The sequence below is a fragment of the Imperialibacter sp. EC-SDR9 genome, from assembly GCF_902498805.1.
In the GTDB taxonomy this organism is placed as follows: domain Bacteria; phylum Bacteroidota; class Bacteroidia; order Cytophagales; family Cyclobacteriaceae; genus Imperialibacter.
Map to the genome: position 1 here is coordinate 47,144 of NZ_LR701585.1, position 16,242 is coordinate 63,385.

19 protein-coding genes are annotated in these 16,242 nt (G+C 47.6%); 11 read left to right on the forward strand and 8 right to left on the reverse strand.

Going from position 1 to position 16,242, the window contains the following annotated elements; all coding sequences use genetic code 11:
• The first annotated feature begins 138 nt into the window (after positions 1-138).
• The 4 genes from GC130_RS13845 (at position 139) to GC130_RS13860 (ending at position 4,425) form a co-directional block, all read left to right on the forward strand.
• Positions 139-1,161: an LLM class flavin-dependent oxidoreductase gene (locus GC130_RS13845; protein ID WP_151998923.1), complete on the forward strand. Its 1,023-nt coding sequence runs from the start codon at positions 139-141 to the stop codon at positions 1,159-1,161.
• Positions 1,162-1,174: 13 nt separating this feature from the next.
• Positions 1,175-2,260, forward strand: a complete 1,086-nt coding sequence (locus GC130_RS13850; protein WP_151998924.1) for an FAD-dependent oxidoreductase — start codon at positions 1,175-1,177, stop codon at positions 2,258-2,260.
• 172 nt (positions 2,261-2,432) lie between these two features.
• Positions 2,433-3,269 (forward strand): SH3 domain-containing protein, encoded by an 837-nt coding sequence (locus GC130_RS13855; protein ID WP_151998925.1) that lies wholly within the window; start codon positions 2,433-2,435, stop codon positions 3,267-3,269.
• A 118-nt stretch (positions 3,270-3,387) separates the two neighbouring features.
• Complete coding sequence (locus GC130_RS13860) at positions 3,388-4,425, forward strand: PD40 domain-containing protein (protein ID WP_151998926.1); 1,038 nt, start codon at positions 3,388-3,390, stop codon at positions 4,423-4,425.
• Positions 4,426-4,664: 239 nt separating this feature from the next.
• Here the strand turns inward: GC130_RS13860 and GC130_RS13865 are convergent, their stop codons facing one another.
• Positions 4,665-5,129, reverse strand: coding sequence for a hypothetical protein (locus GC130_RS13865; RefSeq protein WP_226940481.1), 465 nt, complete (start codon positions 5,127-5,129; stop codon positions 4,665-4,667).
• Positions 5,130-5,186: 57 nt separating this feature from the next.
• Positions 5,187-7,112, reverse strand: coding sequence for a prolyl oligopeptidase family serine peptidase (locus tag GC130_RS13870; protein ID WP_151998928.1), 1,926 nt, complete (start codon positions 7,110-7,112; stop codon positions 5,187-5,189).
• A 58-nt stretch (positions 7,113-7,170) separates the two neighbouring features.
• Between GC130_RS13870 and GC130_RS13875 the strand changes: the two genes are divergently transcribed.
• From GC130_RS13875 to GC130_RS13885, 3 genes are all read left to right on the forward strand, one after another.
• A complete protein-coding gene (locus tag GC130_RS13875; RefSeq protein ID WP_151998929.1) occupies positions 7,171-7,452 on the forward strand; it encodes a hypothetical protein in 282 nt (93 codons plus the stop codon).
• Between the two features lie 87 nt (positions 7,453-7,539).
• A complete protein-coding gene (locus GC130_RS13880) occupies positions 7,540-7,743 on the forward strand; it encodes a hypothetical protein (RefSeq protein ID WP_151998930.1) in 204 nt (67 codons plus the stop codon).
• Positions 7,740-8,075 (forward strand): PIN domain-containing protein, encoded by a 336-nt coding sequence (locus GC130_RS13885; protein ID WP_151998931.1) that lies wholly within the window; start codon positions 7,740-7,742, stop codon positions 8,073-8,075. The genes GC130_RS13880 and GC130_RS13885 overlap by 4 nt, the downstream gene beginning before the upstream one ends.
• A 279-nt stretch (positions 8,076-8,354) precedes the next feature.
• On the opposite strand, the gene GC130_RS13890 is transcribed toward GC130_RS13885, so the two are convergent.
• Positions 8,355-9,461, reverse strand: coding sequence for a DNA alkylation repair protein (locus tag GC130_RS13890; protein WP_151998932.1), 1,107 nt, complete (start codon positions 9,459-9,461; stop codon positions 8,355-8,357).
• 109 nt (positions 9,462-9,570) lie between these two features.
• Entirely contained in the window at positions 9,571-10,452 is an 882-nt protein-coding gene (locus GC130_RS13895) for a cyclase family protein (protein WP_151998933.1), read from the reverse strand.
• A gap of 139 nt (positions 10,453-10,591) precedes the next feature.
• Between GC130_RS13895 and GC130_RS13900 the strand changes: the two genes are divergently transcribed.
• Positions 10,592-12,277: a GMC oxidoreductase gene (locus GC130_RS13900; protein ID WP_151998934.1), complete on the forward strand. Its 1,686-nt coding sequence runs from the start codon at positions 10,592-10,594 to the stop codon at positions 12,275-12,277.
• A 10-nt stretch (positions 12,278-12,287) separates the two neighbouring features.
• The gene (locus tag GC130_RS13905) at positions 12,288-12,851 is read left to right on the forward strand and encodes a gluconate 2-dehydrogenase subunit 3 family protein (RefSeq protein ID WP_151998935.1); all 564 of its coding nucleotides are present in this window, start codon (positions 12,288-12,290) and stop codon (positions 12,849-12,851) included.
• 43 nt (positions 12,852-12,894) lie between these two features.
• On the opposite strand, the gene GC130_RS13910 is transcribed toward GC130_RS13905, so the two are convergent.
• The 4 genes from GC130_RS13910 to GC130_RS13925 all read right to left on the reverse strand — a co-directional run bounded on the left by GC130_RS13910 (position 12,895) and on the right by GC130_RS13925 (position 14,966).
• On the reverse strand, positions 12,895-13,185 hold the full coding sequence (locus GC130_RS13910; RefSeq protein WP_201568261.1) for a type II toxin-antitoxin system RelE/ParE family toxin: 291 nt from the start codon (positions 13,183-13,185) through the stop codon (positions 12,895-12,897).
• Complete coding sequence (locus tag GC130_RS13915) at positions 13,178-13,396, reverse strand: hypothetical protein (protein ID WP_151998937.1); 219 nt, start codon at positions 13,394-13,396, stop codon at positions 13,178-13,180. Before GC130_RS13915 ends, GC130_RS13910 begins: the two co-directional genes overlap by 8 nt.
• A gap of 80 nt (positions 13,397-13,476) precedes the next feature.
• The gene (locus tag GC130_RS13920; RefSeq protein ID WP_151998938.1) at positions 13,477-13,899 is read right to left on the reverse strand and encodes a hypothetical protein; all 423 of its coding nucleotides are present in this window, start codon (positions 13,897-13,899) and stop codon (positions 13,477-13,479) included.
• A gap of 41 nt (positions 13,900-13,940) precedes the next feature.
• The gene (locus GC130_RS13925) at positions 13,941-14,966 is read right to left on the reverse strand and encodes a glycoside hydrolase family 43 protein (RefSeq protein WP_151998939.1); all 1,026 of its coding nucleotides are present in this window, start codon (positions 14,964-14,966) and stop codon (positions 13,941-13,943) included.
• 154 nt (positions 14,967-15,120) lie between these two features.
• Here GC130_RS13925 and GC130_RS13930 point away from each other — a divergent pair, with 154 nt between their 5' ends.
• Entirely contained in the window at positions 15,121-15,615 is a 495-nt protein-coding gene (locus tag GC130_RS13930) for an RNA polymerase sigma factor (RefSeq protein ID WP_151998940.1), read from the forward strand.
• On the forward strand, positions 15,612-16,223 hold the full coding sequence (locus tag GC130_RS13935) for a hypothetical protein (protein ID WP_151998941.1): 612 nt from the start codon (positions 15,612-15,614) through the stop codon (positions 16,221-16,223). Before GC130_RS13930 ends, GC130_RS13935 begins: the two co-directional genes overlap by 4 nt.
• Positions 16,224-16,242: the final 19 nt, after the last annotated feature.

Consider the following 16,242-nt stretch of genomic DNA (forward strand, 5'->3'; position numbering starts at 1 on the left):
CCATTACCTTGAACCATGGCACCAATCGTCAACGTAAAACGTTGTCCGATAATTAACAGGAAAGGGTAGTGACACCATGCTTATAGCAATAGGGCGTTTACTATCTTTATCACCATTACATCAAACCCATTGTGGAGTATGAAAAAAATAGGGTTCTTATCGTTTGGACACTGGGATAATCACCCTGCCTATAGCACCAAAACAGCCGCTGATACCCTGCTTCAGTCCATTGATCTGGCTGTAGCGGCAGAGGAAATTGGAATAGATGGCGCTTATTTTCGTGTACACCATTTTGCGAAGCAGTTGGCGTCTCCTTTTCCTTTGCTGGCGGCAATTGGTGCTAAAACCGACCGCATTGAGATTGGCACCGGGGTCATTGATATGCGTTACGAAAACCCGCTGTATATGGTGGAAGACGCCGGGGCGGCTGATTTGATTGCTGGTGGCAGGCTGCAGTTGGGCATCAGCAGGGGTTCCCCGGAACAAGTGATTGAGGGCTGGCGACACTTTGGTTATGAACCTGCTGAAGGAGAAACCGACGCAGACATGGGACGCCAGAAAGGGTTGCAATTTTTCGAACAATTGAAAGGAGTGGGCTTTGCGCAGCCTAATCCCTATCCTATGTTTCCGAATCCTCCGGGCCTACTGAGGTTAGAACCGTTTTCGGCAGGATTGCGTGACCGCATTTGGTGGGGATCTGGTTCTGACGCCACGGCAGCGTGGGCGGGGAAAATGGGCATGAACCTCCAAAGTTCCACCTTGAAGTTTGATGAAAGCGGCAAGCCATTTCACATACAGCAGGCTGAGCAGATCAGGTTGTACAGGAAAGCATGGAAGGAAGCTGGTCACCAACGAGAACCAAGGATTTCGGTGAGCCGGTCCATCTTTGCCCTGGTCAATCAGCAGGACAAGTATTATTTCGGGCAAGAGGCGAACAGAACAGATAAAATAGGCTTTATCGAAAGTAACAGGAAGGCCATCTTCGGGCGGAGCTATGCGGCCGAACCCGACCAGTTGATCAAAGAGCTGGCGAAAGACGAGGCCATTCAGGAGGCAGATACTGTGCTACTGACGATACCGAATACCCTTGGGGTGGATTACAATGTGCATGTGCTTTCTTCTATTCTGGAACACGTAGCACCAGGCCTGGGCTGGCGATAATGAGGGGTTTTGGATGGCCAACAGGATTCGCTACAAAACCAACATTGCGGTAATAGGAGCAGGGCAGGCGGGACTTTCTACGGCTTATCATTTGAAAAGGCGTGGGCTGGAAGTCGGCCGTGATTTTGTGGTGTTGGATGAAGCACCCAGCCCCGGCGGTGCCTGGCAGTTTCGCTGGCCCTCACTCACCCTGAGCACAGTGAACAGGATTCACGACCTGCCGGGAATGCCCTTTGAAGACACTATTGCAACCAACGCCACCGAAGTGAAGGCGAGTGTGGCGGTGCCACATTACTATGAGTTGTACGAAAAAAAATTTGGTCTGCAGGTATATCGCCCCATTAAGGTAGAGAAGGTATACTGGCATAACGATCGGCTTCATATCGATACCTCTACAGCGCTGTTCTCGGCGCTGGGCCTTGTGAATGCTACAGGTACCTGGCAAAACCCCTACCTTCCGGAGTATCCCGGTGCAGACCTTTTTAAAGGCGAGCAGCTGCATACCAAAGACTTTAAGACGGCTGAGTATTTCCAGGGAAAGCATGTGGTGGTGGGCGGGGGTATATCTGCCATTCAGTTGCTGGATCAGATTTCGAAAGTGACCACCACCACCTGGGTAACGAGGCGTCCGCCTGAGTTTAAAGAAGGGCCGTTTGATGATGAGGCCGGCCACCGTGCTGTTGCCATGGTGGAAGAGCGTGTACGGAATGGGCTACCTCCTTTGTCGGTAGTATCGGTTACCGGACTACCCATGTCCCCGACAGTAATCGATATGAAAAAGCGGGGTGTGCTCAAACGTTTCCCCATGTTTAGCGAGATCACCCCAATCGGTGTGAAATGGACCGACGGAAGAGAAGAAAAAGCCGAAGTCATCCTTTGGAATACAGGTTTCAAAGGTGCCCTGTCTCACCTGGAGGCGGTGCTGCCAAGGGAAGAGGGTGATGGCATTGTGATGGCGGGAAGCCTGGCCACCATGGTAGCGAAGGAGCCCAGGATTCATTTGGTGGGCTACGGGCCTTCCGCTTCAACTATTGGTGCCAATCGTGCTGGTGGCGCAGCTGCCAGGGAGTTGATGAAGACGCTAGGGAGTAATGCTTAAACCGGAATGCTCTTAGGGATGTTCCGCAGGGCATCGCTGAGCGAAAAACCCGAAGCCAGGATAGAACCGGATTTCTAATCCGGCATAAGGAATTCTCCAAACTAATTCCCTATCTTATTTCATGGCCTGTAGAACATCCAGAAGAGGGCAGTCAGGGTGACTTTTAAAATAAATGAAATACACATCCATACTTTTTCTTTTGTTACCAATCCATCTGTTTGCTCAAGCAAGACTAGGTCAAATTAACGATCCTGATGGTTATACGAACGTGCGAAGTGAGCCAAGTGGCCAGGCAGGAGTTATTGGGCAGATTAATGACGGAGAAATATTTGAATTTGATGCGTCTGGAGCAAGTTGGTACAAGGTCTGGACTAATTATGGTCTTTCCGGATACATGCACAGCTCGAAAATCCAAGATGTAAAGCTTGAATGTGGTTGTAATGGGTATGGGGGAGCAAGCAGTAAGCCGATATTAAGATATACTGAAGCCGGAAGAGTATTATCTATATGTGGCGCCATCGACTCGGTAGAAAATAAAGTGATTTATGGAACGGAAATGCTTGTGCAAGACTGTTTGAATCACGAGAAGCTAAATGAGCCGTCGATATTGCCCCAAAAAGTGGAACTGAAAGACGGAAGAATCTCAATGACAGAGCTCGCAAATTTGCCTGTTTCGAAAAGCTGGAAGTATGATCTTGTCCCGGTAACGAAGAACTCTTATTTCTTCATTGATGATCGTTTTATCAAGCAGATCAATGCTGGCGCTTATTCATTCCCAAAATTTACGACAAATGAGTTGAAAGAAGAATTGAAGGAGTTGAAGTCAGGGCTTCCTAATGGTATTCTGCACCTGTTCATCGACAAAGCCCTAGTATTAGCGCTTAATGACTGCGACGATTGTGAAACACTTTTCTTAAGCCTGGGAGACTATTCAGTTGGTGGCCTGGATGGAGAAAACGGAGAGAAGTATCTTGAGGCGGTAAGGATATATAAACTGAATAAAAAATAGAGAGCGAATTCGACCATCAGCCCGGAGCTGGCGGACGCCAGACTGTCGATAGCCACAAGGGAGACCCTTGCGGCATGGGAGTCTTTTTTGATCGGAGTAACAATTTGATAGATTAATTATGAAATCTTTTTTGCCAGCTACAGTTGTCATTAGCCTGCTATTCTCGTGTGAGAAACCTCCCCGGTACAGTGAGGGCCATTTCCCCGATGAGGTAGTTAACTTTAAAGAAGTTAACAGCACATCTGATGATTATAACTCCGACTTGCCAGTGGTATACAATGAGCGCCTTTTACACTTTTCGTCCACAAGAAACTCTGGCCTCGATTTTGACATTGTTGGAGAAAATATGTTTGTTGAATGGGATTACGAGAAGCATGAGTTGGGAATTGGGGTTACAACTGAAGGCTATAACCACTCTCCCTATCTGCTGGAAGCCATCAATACTTCCTGTGATGAGTTTGGGCCGTATTCAATGCAGTTTGAAAGACAAACCTCCGGGACTGCCGGTTATGTCTATCTATTGATGTACGCCAATGATTGCACTGGAAATTTTGACATAAATTTCGTCTACTATGACCCCCTGGATGTAGAAAACGTTGATTCGCATTCCATCTCGAAACCCCAAAGTGTTCCCTGGTTAAAAACTGAATTCAACGAGCTTTATCCAACATTCTTTGGCGAAAGCTTCAATATTGAAGCAGAGAGTGGAGTTGATCCCTCACGATCAAGCCAAATCCTTTTCTGTTCCGATCGTGACGGAAAGTTCAACATCTACGCCATGGACGTAGATTTTACCTCTGACTTAGTATACACACTTCAGGGGACAAACGAAGCAACTCCTGAGAAACTAACGGTCAGTTCTGACGGTGACGATAAATGCCCTTTTGTTAACGGAAACACGATGGTTTTCACTTCCAACAGGGCCGGAGGATTTGGTGGGTATGATCTTTATTATTCATTGTATGATGGAAGTTCCTGGTCAGAACCCGTCAATTTTGGCGAAAATATAAATACAGCGTTTGATGAATACCGACCCGTTATTCTTTCCTATAGCAGAGGATTCGACAATAACTTGCTCGTATTTTCTTCGGATAGACCGGGGGGCAGAGGAGGTTTCGACTTGTACTATGTTGGCGTAGAGAAGATAATAGATTAGTCGTTATCCCCCAGGTCGTTCTGATATGAAATTCCCTCAGAGCCTCTCCATATGAGAGTGTTTCAATAATTAATAGGAAAAAGAGAAGGCGATTCCTTTAATTATCGTCTGATGTACATGTGCAAAGGAATATTGTAATGCTGGCGGAGGTTGAGTCGGGATTAAAATCGTTTTTTATCTGTCCTTCGGCCCTCCCGCTCAGCGGTGCCCTTCGGAACATGTCGAAGAGCAGAGAATTGTTAATCCTGCAATTCTCTATCAAAAACCCAGATGTTATGGTGGTTCTGTGGCAATCCTGTGAATACCTCGTCGGCAATGAATTCATGTTGGTTTGCTCCATTTTTGTAGTTCACGATATTTGAAAAATTCTTTCCCCAAATCGTCGCTAGTAAGCTATTTTCCTTGTTCTCTAATTTACCCTTAAATAATATTTTGACTGGCCTTGTCTTGCCATCTGCAGTCATTTTAAAACTTATTTTTTTCTTCTTGTCACCAAATATGTGGTATCTGGTTAGCCTGAATTTATCACCTTCCTGCTTTATCACAAACACGCTGCTAGTAAGCCCATCGGGCTTATGTTCAAGTTGGCTTTTTGCTAAATTCAACACCCAGGTTCCTGAAAAATTCGGTGTTTGAGCAAAGGACTGCAACTGAAGAATAGATAGCCCGAGTAGTGTCCAAAAAGCTTTTAACCGGTTTTTCATTTTGGTAAAATTTACCCTCAGAGACTCACTGGAGACTCTGAGGGTTGTAATAACCTATCACTTCTCCGCCACAGGCTCGCCTTCCCCTTTCAAATACTTATCCAAAAACACCAGCACCTGGCCGTAGCCTTTGATCTCGTTTTCCTTTTTGCGGAAGCCATGGCCTTCGTCGTCGAATACCACGTATTCCACGGGCACACCATTGGCCTTCACTCCCGCCACTATTTCGTCGGATTCTACCGGCAGCACCCGCACATCGTTGGCGCCTTGCAGCACCATGAGAGGCTTGGTTACATTTTCGGTGTGGAAGAGAGGAGAGATTTCATACAACCTCACTGAGTCGGCGGTGTAAGGGTCGCCCATTTCATCGTACAGCGACTTGCGGAAGCTTTCCCAATATGGAGGGATCGACTTCAGTGTGCGCAGCCAGTTGGTGACACCAAACAGGTTCACACCCACATTGAACTCCTCAGGCGCAAAGGTCAGCGCTGCCATCACCATATAGCCGCCGTAGGAGCCGCCAATAATGCCCACTTTGTCCATATCGATCACCCCGGTAGATGCAAGGTAGGATTTGCCTGCCACGCAGTCTTTCAGGTCTTTGTCGCCATGGTTTTGGTCGTCCATGTGGTAGAATGTTTTGCCATAGCCACTGCTGCCCCGGTTGTTCACCGCCAATATGGCATAGCCATGGTTCACCAGGTACTGGATGAGAGCGAAGTAGCTCAGTCTGGTTTGTCCGCCCGGGCCGCCGTGCACCCACACGAGCGCTGGGACTTTCTCGCCTGGAGCAGCATTCTTAGGCTGGTAATAAATGCCTGGAATCTCCGTGCCGTCAAACGACTTGAAACGCACCACCTTGCCTTCTACCAGGTCGCTGGCCGCCATTTCTGGGTTGAGCGTGTCGGTGAGCTTGGTGAGCGCATTGGTTTCGAAGTTGTACACGTAAATGTTGCTGGGTGAGGCCGACGTGCTCACTGTCAGGCGGGCCAGCTTTTCGCCGTCCGAAATGTTCACTGAGGCAATGCTGCCTCCTTCAATGGCCGGAAGAGTCACTTCCTTGCCGGTTGTCATGTCAAAAATATGCACTTTGGTAGAGGCGTCTTCATTCACGCCAATCACCCTGTACTTGCCGCTCTGCGACTCATAGGCGTACCATACATCCCATTTGTCTTCGTATACTTTTTCGGTGGCCCCTGTAGCGAGATCCCTTTTTACCAGGTAGACAAACTCAGCACCTTCGTCCGTCAGGTAATATAGCTCTTTGTTATCGAGGCTGAAGAACTGTGGGTTGTATTGCACATCGCCTTCGTGCTCACTGATGTCGGTGGTTTCGCCTGTTGCCTTGTTGTAGAGATACATTTTGGAGTCGGCGCTGGTGATGGACTCAGTCAGTGCGAAGTAGTTCTTGTCAGGCGAAATGGCTGCTACATCTCTGCCGTCGTTGTTTTGGTAGATCACCTCACCAAATCCGGTCTCGCTATCCAGAGACGCTATGGTGCGCTCATACACGTCCATGAATTTGGCGTCCCGCTTGTTGGAGGCAATGAACATGCTTTGCTTGTCCTGGCTCCAGCCGTAAAACGAGCTCTTGGCACTGTCGTAGGGCGTCAGGTCTTTCTGCGTGCCGTCGGGTGTTTGCAGGTAAATGTGGTTGTTCTCATTGCCACCCTGATCGGCGGTAAATATCAGCCTCTCATCGTTCGGGAAATAGGAAACGGCGAAGTAAGAATCGACCGTGGAGTTGGTCAGCTGCTTTTTCTCGCCTTTGCCATCGACCGGGATTTCGTAGGCATTATAAATACCTGTTTCATTGGTGGAAACAAGCATCTTCGATTCATCTGGCGAGAAGCTGCCGCCGCTCACATTGATGTTTTTGTAGAACTGTTCGATGGAATAGGTTTTCACAGCCACCTTCTCGGGAGTCTGTTCGCAGCCGAAAATCAGGCCAAATGCCATTGCTGGCAGGATAAGTCTTTTCATAAGAATGGTAAATTTTGGTAATTAGGTAGGTATAAAGATAGTGGAAAATAAGAAGTAGTTGGTAAGCAGTAGAGGAGTAAGTAGTGGCCCGCCTGCGCTAAGGCTTCGGCGGGCGAGGAAGACGGGAGGAAGAAGACCAGGCGTCGGTATCGCTGGTGGGATTACCGCTGGTGCGGTCAGCCGGCGGATTAAGGCGAATCAACCGGTGTCTGACGGCTCTTGCTGGGTGGCTATTGGTCGTACCGATACCTATATCCAAGCCCTGAAAGGGCGTAATAAAAACAGGATGGCGGTGCAGCCCCATCCTGGCTTTTTAGAGAAATGCAACGGCTCGGTATGACCTCTCACATATCGCTAGTAATTTCGGAGAAGAATGTGTTAAAGTGTGTTCGTAAAATATGGTATCTTTACGGAAAAGGGAGGTAATATGATTATTGAAAGAACTCCAAATGAAATCTTACTGAAGATATCTCCCAATATCGACAAGTTCGCAATGGAACGATTGCTCGAATACATCGAGTATTTGGAAATGACATCCGATGTAAAGGGTAAACAGGATGACGCAGATAAGCTTGCTGAAGAATTGAATGCCACCTGGTGGGCAAAAAACAGGGGTAGGTTTATCAAGTGAAAGTTATTGTTGATGCTAACATTGTGTTTAGCGCCATTTTGAATACCAGCAGCAAAATTGGCTATCTCCTTCTAAATTCTGTGAATCATATTGAGTTCGTGGCGCCGGAGTATATGATATACGAGGTGAAAAAATATTTTTCAAAGATTGAGAAAATTACTAACAAGCCCTTTGATGAGATTGAAAGGATTTATGCCAGCACTATAAAGAATGTACAACTTATTTCGGAGTCTGAGATTCCATTTCAGCATTGGATAACGGCAGAAGAAATTGTGAGTGGTATTGATCCCAAAGACACACCATACGTAGCCTTGCAGACTTTATGGGAGTGAAAATATGGAGGGGTGACAAAGCCTTAAGGGCTAGTCTGACGAAGAAGGGCTACGATATAACAATCACTACTGATGACTTGTATGAATTTCAAAAAAGATCATTTTTGAAGTAAAAAATAGGGGAAAAACAAAATACCAGATGTTGCGCCGGATAGCTAACCGGTGTCTGACGGCTCTTACTTAAGGCTGCTCGCCGTACCGGCACCTTCGTTCGCTCGAGGCGTTGACCGACCCCGGACGGAGTGGAATAAAATGAGGATGCCGGTACAGCGCATCCTATCAAGCAATTAGCTCAAACTCGCCAACTCCTTTTTCCTGCCCGTTCACGATAAGCGAGACTTTGTGTTTTCCGGGGTAGAATGTTCGGGTTGTAATGGGTCGGAAGCTGTGCTTTTTCTCTATATCAAGCTGACCATTGCCAGCGATTTTCCGTTCGCTTATTTTGAATACTTTTTTAGAGTGCTGGCCGTTTTGCAGCAGATAATGGATGGCATATTCCAGTCGCAGCGCCTGGTCTTGCTCGGTTATGTTTCTGAGAGAAAATGAGAATTCGAGGTGCTGGCCTACATTAACGGCTGATGTATGGACTTCAAAAGACTTTAGCTCAACAACTGGCTGACTTGAAATTCCGAACAGCTCCAGCACCGCCACATTGCCCTCCTTTAGTAGTGTCCGGCACCCATGCTTCACAATAGCGTCGGTCTCCCTGGTTTTACCTTTCCATCGATGAGCAATGGAAATCACAAGTTCAGGATTGTCTTTTGCTATGTCGTTCAGGTTGTTGGCTACACTGCGTCGCACAAATTCAGAAGGGTCATTTTTAAGATTTTCGAGGATAGGCAGGATGGCGGATGGATTTTTCTTCAGTTCGGGCAGCCCCATGGCCCATGGCAGTCGTGGTCGACAGCCTTCGCTGGCCAGCCGCCTCACCCGATGATCTTCATGCAGGCTCCAGTCGTGCATCTGCCCCATCATTGGATCACCGTATTTGACGATAAAAGGTCTCACAGCAAACTCGCAGCTGGCGAATTGAGTTACCAACTCCATTAGCCGTGTTGAAGTGTCGAAGTCGTCGATGCCATAGGTTTCGATGTAGTCAGCAAGGAACATGTATTCAAACGACATGGAGTTTGGATGACGGCGCAGTAGAGTTTGAACCACGCTTTCAATAGTGGCAGCTGACTCTTTGAAGTCGCCGTGTAGAACCTGGTGCAAGGCCCAGGTGATGTGTTTCATCCTTTGTTTGAGTTCTTTGCCGTCCCACGCTGCGTCATGGATCAGACCGAAGAACTTAGCCTTTGGGAATGAAGGGAATACCTGGCTTATGATCTCCGTGAAGTCGTTGGAGAACTTCTCTGAGTAAAGGTATTTGAGGGGAGTGGCCATTATTTGAATGTTGTCTTTAGCTGCCAAAAGTATCCACAGCTGCTGACAACAGTATGTCAGTGAAAGTTCTCAGCTCAGAAAAAATAGTGGCGGTGCAGCCCCATGACATTTATCTGCCCACCTTGGCATAAGCCCGCACCGGGAACGTCCCCATCCCTTTGATTTTCGGAGGCACAGCGTGGAAAGTGTAGCCAGCGGCGGGAAGCATATCAAGGTTGCACATGTGCTCCACAATCAGGATGTCGGCACCCAGCAATGTGTAATGCACCGGCCGGGTTTTTCCTCTGGTGTCGTCGATGTTGTGGCTATCAATGCCCACCAGTTTTACGCTGCACTCCCTGAGGTATTCTGCCGCCTCTTTGGTCAGGTACGGATGATCAGTGAAATAGGCCTCCGTGTTCCAGTTGGTAGCCCATCCGGAGTGCACCAGCACAGCCTTGTTCCTGATCTCTTTGTTTTTGAAAAAGTCGACGCCAATTTCCATCACTCCCCTGGCTTCTATGGTGATGCCGTCCAATCCGGTAAACGCAGTGAGTGGTACTTCTGACAGATCCATGCCTTCTTCAAAGAAATGAAACGGGCAGTCGATATAAGTGCCGGTGTTGGCCACCATGTCGATGCGCCCAATTTGTACGGTAGCACCTTTGTCGTAAATCTCTTTTGACTGTTCTCTGGTCAGGTAGTCGCAAATGACAGGAGCAGGCAGACCTTTGTAGGTTACCAGGCCATCAAAAACAGTATGGCTGAGGTCAATAAGCTCTTCTCCCTGCGCTAGCGAGATAGGAGACCGCTTGTGCTCTTCGGCGATGTAGCGTTTGTTAATGATCTTCACTTTGCCCACCATCAGCAGGCGCATGTCCCATACGATGTAGTCAGCCAAATCCTGATCAGAGATCGACTCGCCGCCGATGTCAAGGCGAAACTCCTGACCTTGTATGCCACCACCGTTGGTGAAGCTGATATCAAAATCGAATATTACTCGTTTGGACATGGCTACGGACTCTAGTGATCAAAAATGAATTGCCGGATAGCAGTAGGTGCCGGACAGGTAAAAATACGATATTCTATGTCAAGTCCTTTCCAAATTTTCTACCTTGATAGGTAATTTTTGATAATGGTATCTTGATGATATGGACAACACTTTCGATGCGATTGTGATCGGCTCGGGAATCTCCGGAGGCTGGGCTGCCAAAGAACTCTGTGACAAAGGACTGAAAACCCTGGTACTGGAAAGGGGCCGCGATGTGGTGCACAATAAAGATTACCCCACGGCCCACCTCCGGCCCTGGGAGTTGGCACATAGAGGGGCTCTGACCAAAAAGTTCAAAGACGAAAACCCACTCATCACCAAAGCTGCGGGCTTTGGAGAGGATACCAAGCATTTTTTTATTGAAGACAAAGACCATCCGTATGTGCAGGAAAAGCCGTTCGACTGGATCCGAGGCTACCAGGTGGGAGGCAAGTCAATCATTTGGGGCCGGGCTACCCAGCGCTGGAGCAAGTATGAATTTACTGCTCCTGAGCGACAAGGCTATGGCATGAACTGGCCGATAGGCTACGATGACGTAGCACCATGGTATTCTCATGTGGAGAAATTTATGGGTGTGTGTGGCACCAGAGATGGCATTGAAGCCATGCCCGACGGCGAATTTCTGCCTCCTTTCCAGTTCAACTGTGTGGAGCAGCACATGAGCGACAAAATCAAAGAGCATTTTCCCGACCGGAACATGGTGCATGCCCGCTGGGCGCACATCACCGAGCCTCAGGAGGTTCATATTCAACAGGGTAGAGGAAAGTGCCAGGCGAGGAACCTGTGCATGCGGGGTTGCCCTTTCGGTGGCTACTTCAGCTCTGTATCATCCACCTTGCCCTGGGCCGATAAAACGGGCAATATGACCATCAGGCCATTTTCTGTGGTGCACTCCGTGCTGTACGATGAAGCTACGGGCAAGGCCAGCGGTGTGCGGGTGATTGACGCCAACACCAAAGAGACAACCGACTTCAAAGCCAGGATCATTTTTCTGAACGCCTCGGCGCTTAATAGCACACTGATTATGCTGAACTCGAAGTCGGATCGTTTCCCGAATGGGCTGGGCAACGACAACGACCTGCTTGGCAGATATGTAGGGTTTCATAATTACCGTGGCTGGGCAGGAGGAAAGGTCGATGGATTTGAAGACAAATACTATTACGGAAGAAACCCTACAGAGCCGATTATTGCCAACTTCCGAAACCTTGGCAAAAAAGACACTGACTTTGTAGGTGGGTATACCATTTTCTCAGGTGCCTGGCGGGCGAGAGGCGTGCATTTCAAGCAGCCAGCTATAGGAGCTGCCTATAAATTGTCGCAGACAGAACCTGGCGGCTGGCATGTGTATATGTACATGCAGGGAGAGACCATTCCCAAAGCGGAAAATCATGTGAGGCTAAGCGAAACAGAGAAAGACCAGTGGGGCATTCCCCTGCTGATAACATCTGTGGGGTACGACGACAATGATGAGAAAATGGTCGATGACTTCCTCACCCAGGCAAGGCTGATGATGGAAAAAGCGGGCGTTAAAAACATAGAAACAAACGACAGCAAGCAAGCGCCCGGCCTCGACATCCACGAGATGGGGGGCGCACGGATGGGGACTGATCCTTCCAATTCCATTTTGAACAAATGGAACCAGGTGCACCAGTGCAAAAACGTGTTTGTGACCGACGGGGCCTGCATGACCAGCACAGGCAATCAGAGCCCGTCGATTTTGTACATGGCATTGACGGCCCGGGCGGCAAATTATGCTGCTGAGGAGTTTAAGAAGGGGAATTTGTAAACGAAGAGCTATGAACAGAAGAGAAGCGATATCAGCCACGGCACTGCTTATGGGAGGCACCATGGTAGGTGCTCAGGCATTTTTAACGGGATGCAAACAACAAGCTCCAAAGGAGGGGCTGTTCAGTGCCGACGACCTTGCATTGCTGGACGAGGTGGGGGAAACCATACTGCCAACCACAGAAGGTTCTCCAGGGGCAAAGGCCGCTAGAATTGGTGCGTTTATGAAGGTGATAGTTACTGATTGCTACTCGGAAGACGAACAGAAGATATTTACAGAAGGACTGATTAAACTGAACAAGGCGAGCCAGCAAATGCAGGGGGATGACTTTATGGTCATTGGTGCTGAGAAGAAGGAGTTATTGCTTGTTGCCCTTTTGGAGCAAGCGGAAAAGTACAATGAAGGCAAAGCGGAGGACGAGCCTGTTCACTATTTTACCATGATGCATCAGCTTACCCACTGGGGTTATTTTTCCTCAGAGCCTGGGGCTACGCAGGCCTTGCGATATATCGCAGTACCGGGAAGATGGGAGGGATGTGTGCCCTACGCTAAGGGCGACAGGGCCTGGGCTTAGGAAATGGCGAGAAAGAAACTTAATTGCTTTTGGCGACATCGTGCTACTCGTTGTCTTTTAGGTTATCGAAAACAGTGAGAACTCTTACAGTATTGTCATCTATTTGATATACTACCGAATTATGCTTCGAAATCACTGCACGCCTAATTTCAGGGACAGAAGGGGATGATGGGTAGGCGTAAGGGAATTTTTTCACAATTGATTCAAACTTTCTCAGATCAAGGAGGAACATACCAACCTCCTTTTCTGTCCATTTGAGCCTGATAAAGTCTTTTATTTCCTCGATTCTTTTTGAGGATTCCATCGACCAGACTACTGTTCTGGTATCACCCATGCTTCTGCCAAAAATCTTCGCTACTTAGGACTCTTCCTTCCTTATGATCGTCTTGTCCCCGTTTGATGGAGGCCTTTTGCTTGTTGTTCAGGCTTTTGTGCCAGTCTCCTTTTTCTACCGATTCCTTGATTGCGCTGATCGTTTCAATCAACTCCTGATCGTCAAGTTGGGTAATCCACTCAACCAATTGACTTTTGGTGCTTGCTGTCATTTCCTGGTGTTTAAGTTAAAGATAATGAAAATGACCTAAATAGTAAGTTGGTTCCTGGCTGGATTTATCCTTTCAGACCTCTAAAGTTTGATCAAGTAACTATACTCATCAACCATCTCATACTCTTTACTGAAGCTGGTGCCCTGCAATTCAAAGAAGCTGCAGCAATTTTCAGAAACACCTTTGTATACAATCGTGCAAATCACTGTTCCCGCTTCACCAAGCTTTAGTTCAAACTCAGTGGATCCGTCTGCGCTTTTCCAGCCTATTTCATCGGACACTATTTGGTTGTCTGCAATCAAAAAATCCACCTCTTGACCGGTATCCGTGGCTTTTAATGTGATGTCGGTGGTGCTGATCGTTCCATTTTCGATCAGATTAGCGCCGGTTTCCAAATCCACAATTTCTAGTTTAAAAGTCATCGGGGGACTGGTGCACTCAGACTTGCAGCCGCAGGAATAGCAAAAGAGTAAAACGATGGTACTGACAAAGAGCGTTCTCATGGGCGACTTTTTATTATCCGAATATACAAAACTGGCAATATCTAAAGTGGTCTGGCTTCCACACCTTCAAAAGTAATCTTTACAGGCTTAATGGTGCCATCTTCATTGAACTCCAGTTTGTCGATGCAGGTTACCCGATGATCACGGCCTTCGTTGGGAATGGGACGACGGTGATACACAATATACCATTCGTCGGTGTCGGGCACATTGATCACAGAATGATGACCGGAGCCGGTTGCTACTTCAGGGTCCTGGGAAAGGATGATGCCTATTCTTTTATGTGGGCCAAACAAAGAATCGGAAATAGCATAGGCCACCCGGTAGGTTTCGTCGCCCCAGTTGCCTTCGCTCCACATGAAGTAGTATTTTCCGTTTCTAATGGCGAAGGTAGGGCCTTCCACGTAACCTTCTGGCGTGATTTCCTTGACAAGATCTCCATCTTCAAATGGCACCAAAGCCGTGAAGTCGTCATTTAGCTGCCCGATATTGCAATGGCGCCAGCCGCCATATACGATGTAGTATTTGTCATCCATCGCCTTGAATACATACTGATCAATGGGTTGGGCGCCGTTGTAGAATTGATCGATGAGCGGTTTGCCCAGGTAGTCGGCAAATGGCCCCGCCGGACTGTCAGCCACGCCAATGCCGATACCTCCCTGCTGTTTGGCTGCATCGGGGTTGTCTTTCCAGTAAGGGCCGTCCTGGTTTTGGATGTCGTTGGCAGCAAAAAAGAGGAAGTACTTCCCATCTTTTTCAACGGCCGAGGGAGCCCACATCGCCCGGTTGGCCCACTTCACGATGGTGGTGTCCATAATGCCCTCATGCTTTGTCCAGCTGATCAGGTCTTTGGAGGAGAAAGCATCGAGGAATACCTGTTCCTCATATTTCGCTGAGAACGTGGGGTAAATCCAGTACTCATCGCCAAACACCACACCTTCCGGATCGGCGTACCAGCCTTCCCACAATGGGTTGCCGGACATTTTGACTCCGGCAGTTTCCGCAGGTTTAGATTGTTGGCAAGCTGAGAGCAAAGTGAAGCCAAGTACGAAGTAGAAAGTAATTTTCATAAGGAACAATTCAGGCTCTAAAGATGGAGAGCCTTGCGGTAACAAGCCAGTAAAAATTAGTGAGTGTTTGTAAAAAGATACTTGCCGGGAATTAAAACTGACTTTACTGTAACATATTAGAGATCGCTTCAACTAACCGAATAAAAACAGCTCATTGAAGGTCTCTGACGAATTTCTTGAACTGACAAAACAACATCACGGCATTGTGACTAAGATATGCCGGGTATATTGTGATGATCCTGACGATCGGCAGGATCTCTTCCAGGAGATTATGCTACAGCTGTGGAAGTCTTTCGGCAGCTTTCAGCATAGGTCAAAATTCAGCACCTGGCTCTACAGGGTGGCTTTGAATACAGCCATTGGCCATCTCAGTAAACGCAAGAAAAGAGTACCTACCGATGATATCGAGGGAAAGGAGAACCATTGGAGCCACCAGCCCGAAGAAACGAAAGTAGACGAAGACATCACCAGAATGTATCAGGCCATTGCCCGCTTAAGTGAGGTGGAGAAAGCGTTGGTCACAATGTATCTGGAAGAACACAGCTATGAGGAGATGGAGGAAGTTTTGGGTATAAACGATAATAACCTCAGGGTGAAAATGCACAGAATAAAGGATCGGTTGAAAAAGATAATGGGGGAGATGCCATGAAAGATATAGACGATTTGAAAGAGCTATGGAAAGTAACTAGAGAAGAGAGTGACTCACCAGATGAGGAAGCCATAAAAAAAATATTGATTGGCAAATCCAGTTCCTTCGTATCTAAGCTAAAAAAAGGCCTGCTTTTGGATCTGACGCTGTTTTTGCTCACTTACCCGGTGGCCATTTTCGTTTTTTTTTCACGAGAAAATAGCTTCGAAATATTTGCATGGTGGATTTTTGTTGTAACGGGGGTGATGGCTCTTGTTTATTTTGCATTGAAATACGGGTTATTGCTTAAGATGGGGCACCAAACGGACACCATTGCGAGCACGCTACAAACTCAAGCAACACTACTAGGGAAATACTTAAAAGTTTATCTGTGGATCGGCATGTCAATAGCTCCAATCCTTAGCGGACTCATCATCGCAAAAGGGGCTTATGAGAGCTCAATAGCACCTGGCTATCTGGCATTTGCAGTTGGCCTCTGGTTGGCCCTCAACCTGCTATTTGCTTTTCCACTCTACTTTTTCAATAAATGGTATATCAACAAGCTCTACGGAAAACACTTGAGTAAGCTCATGGAAAACCTTTCTGAATTGAGAGACATCAATGATTAGATAGATTCATTGTACTCTT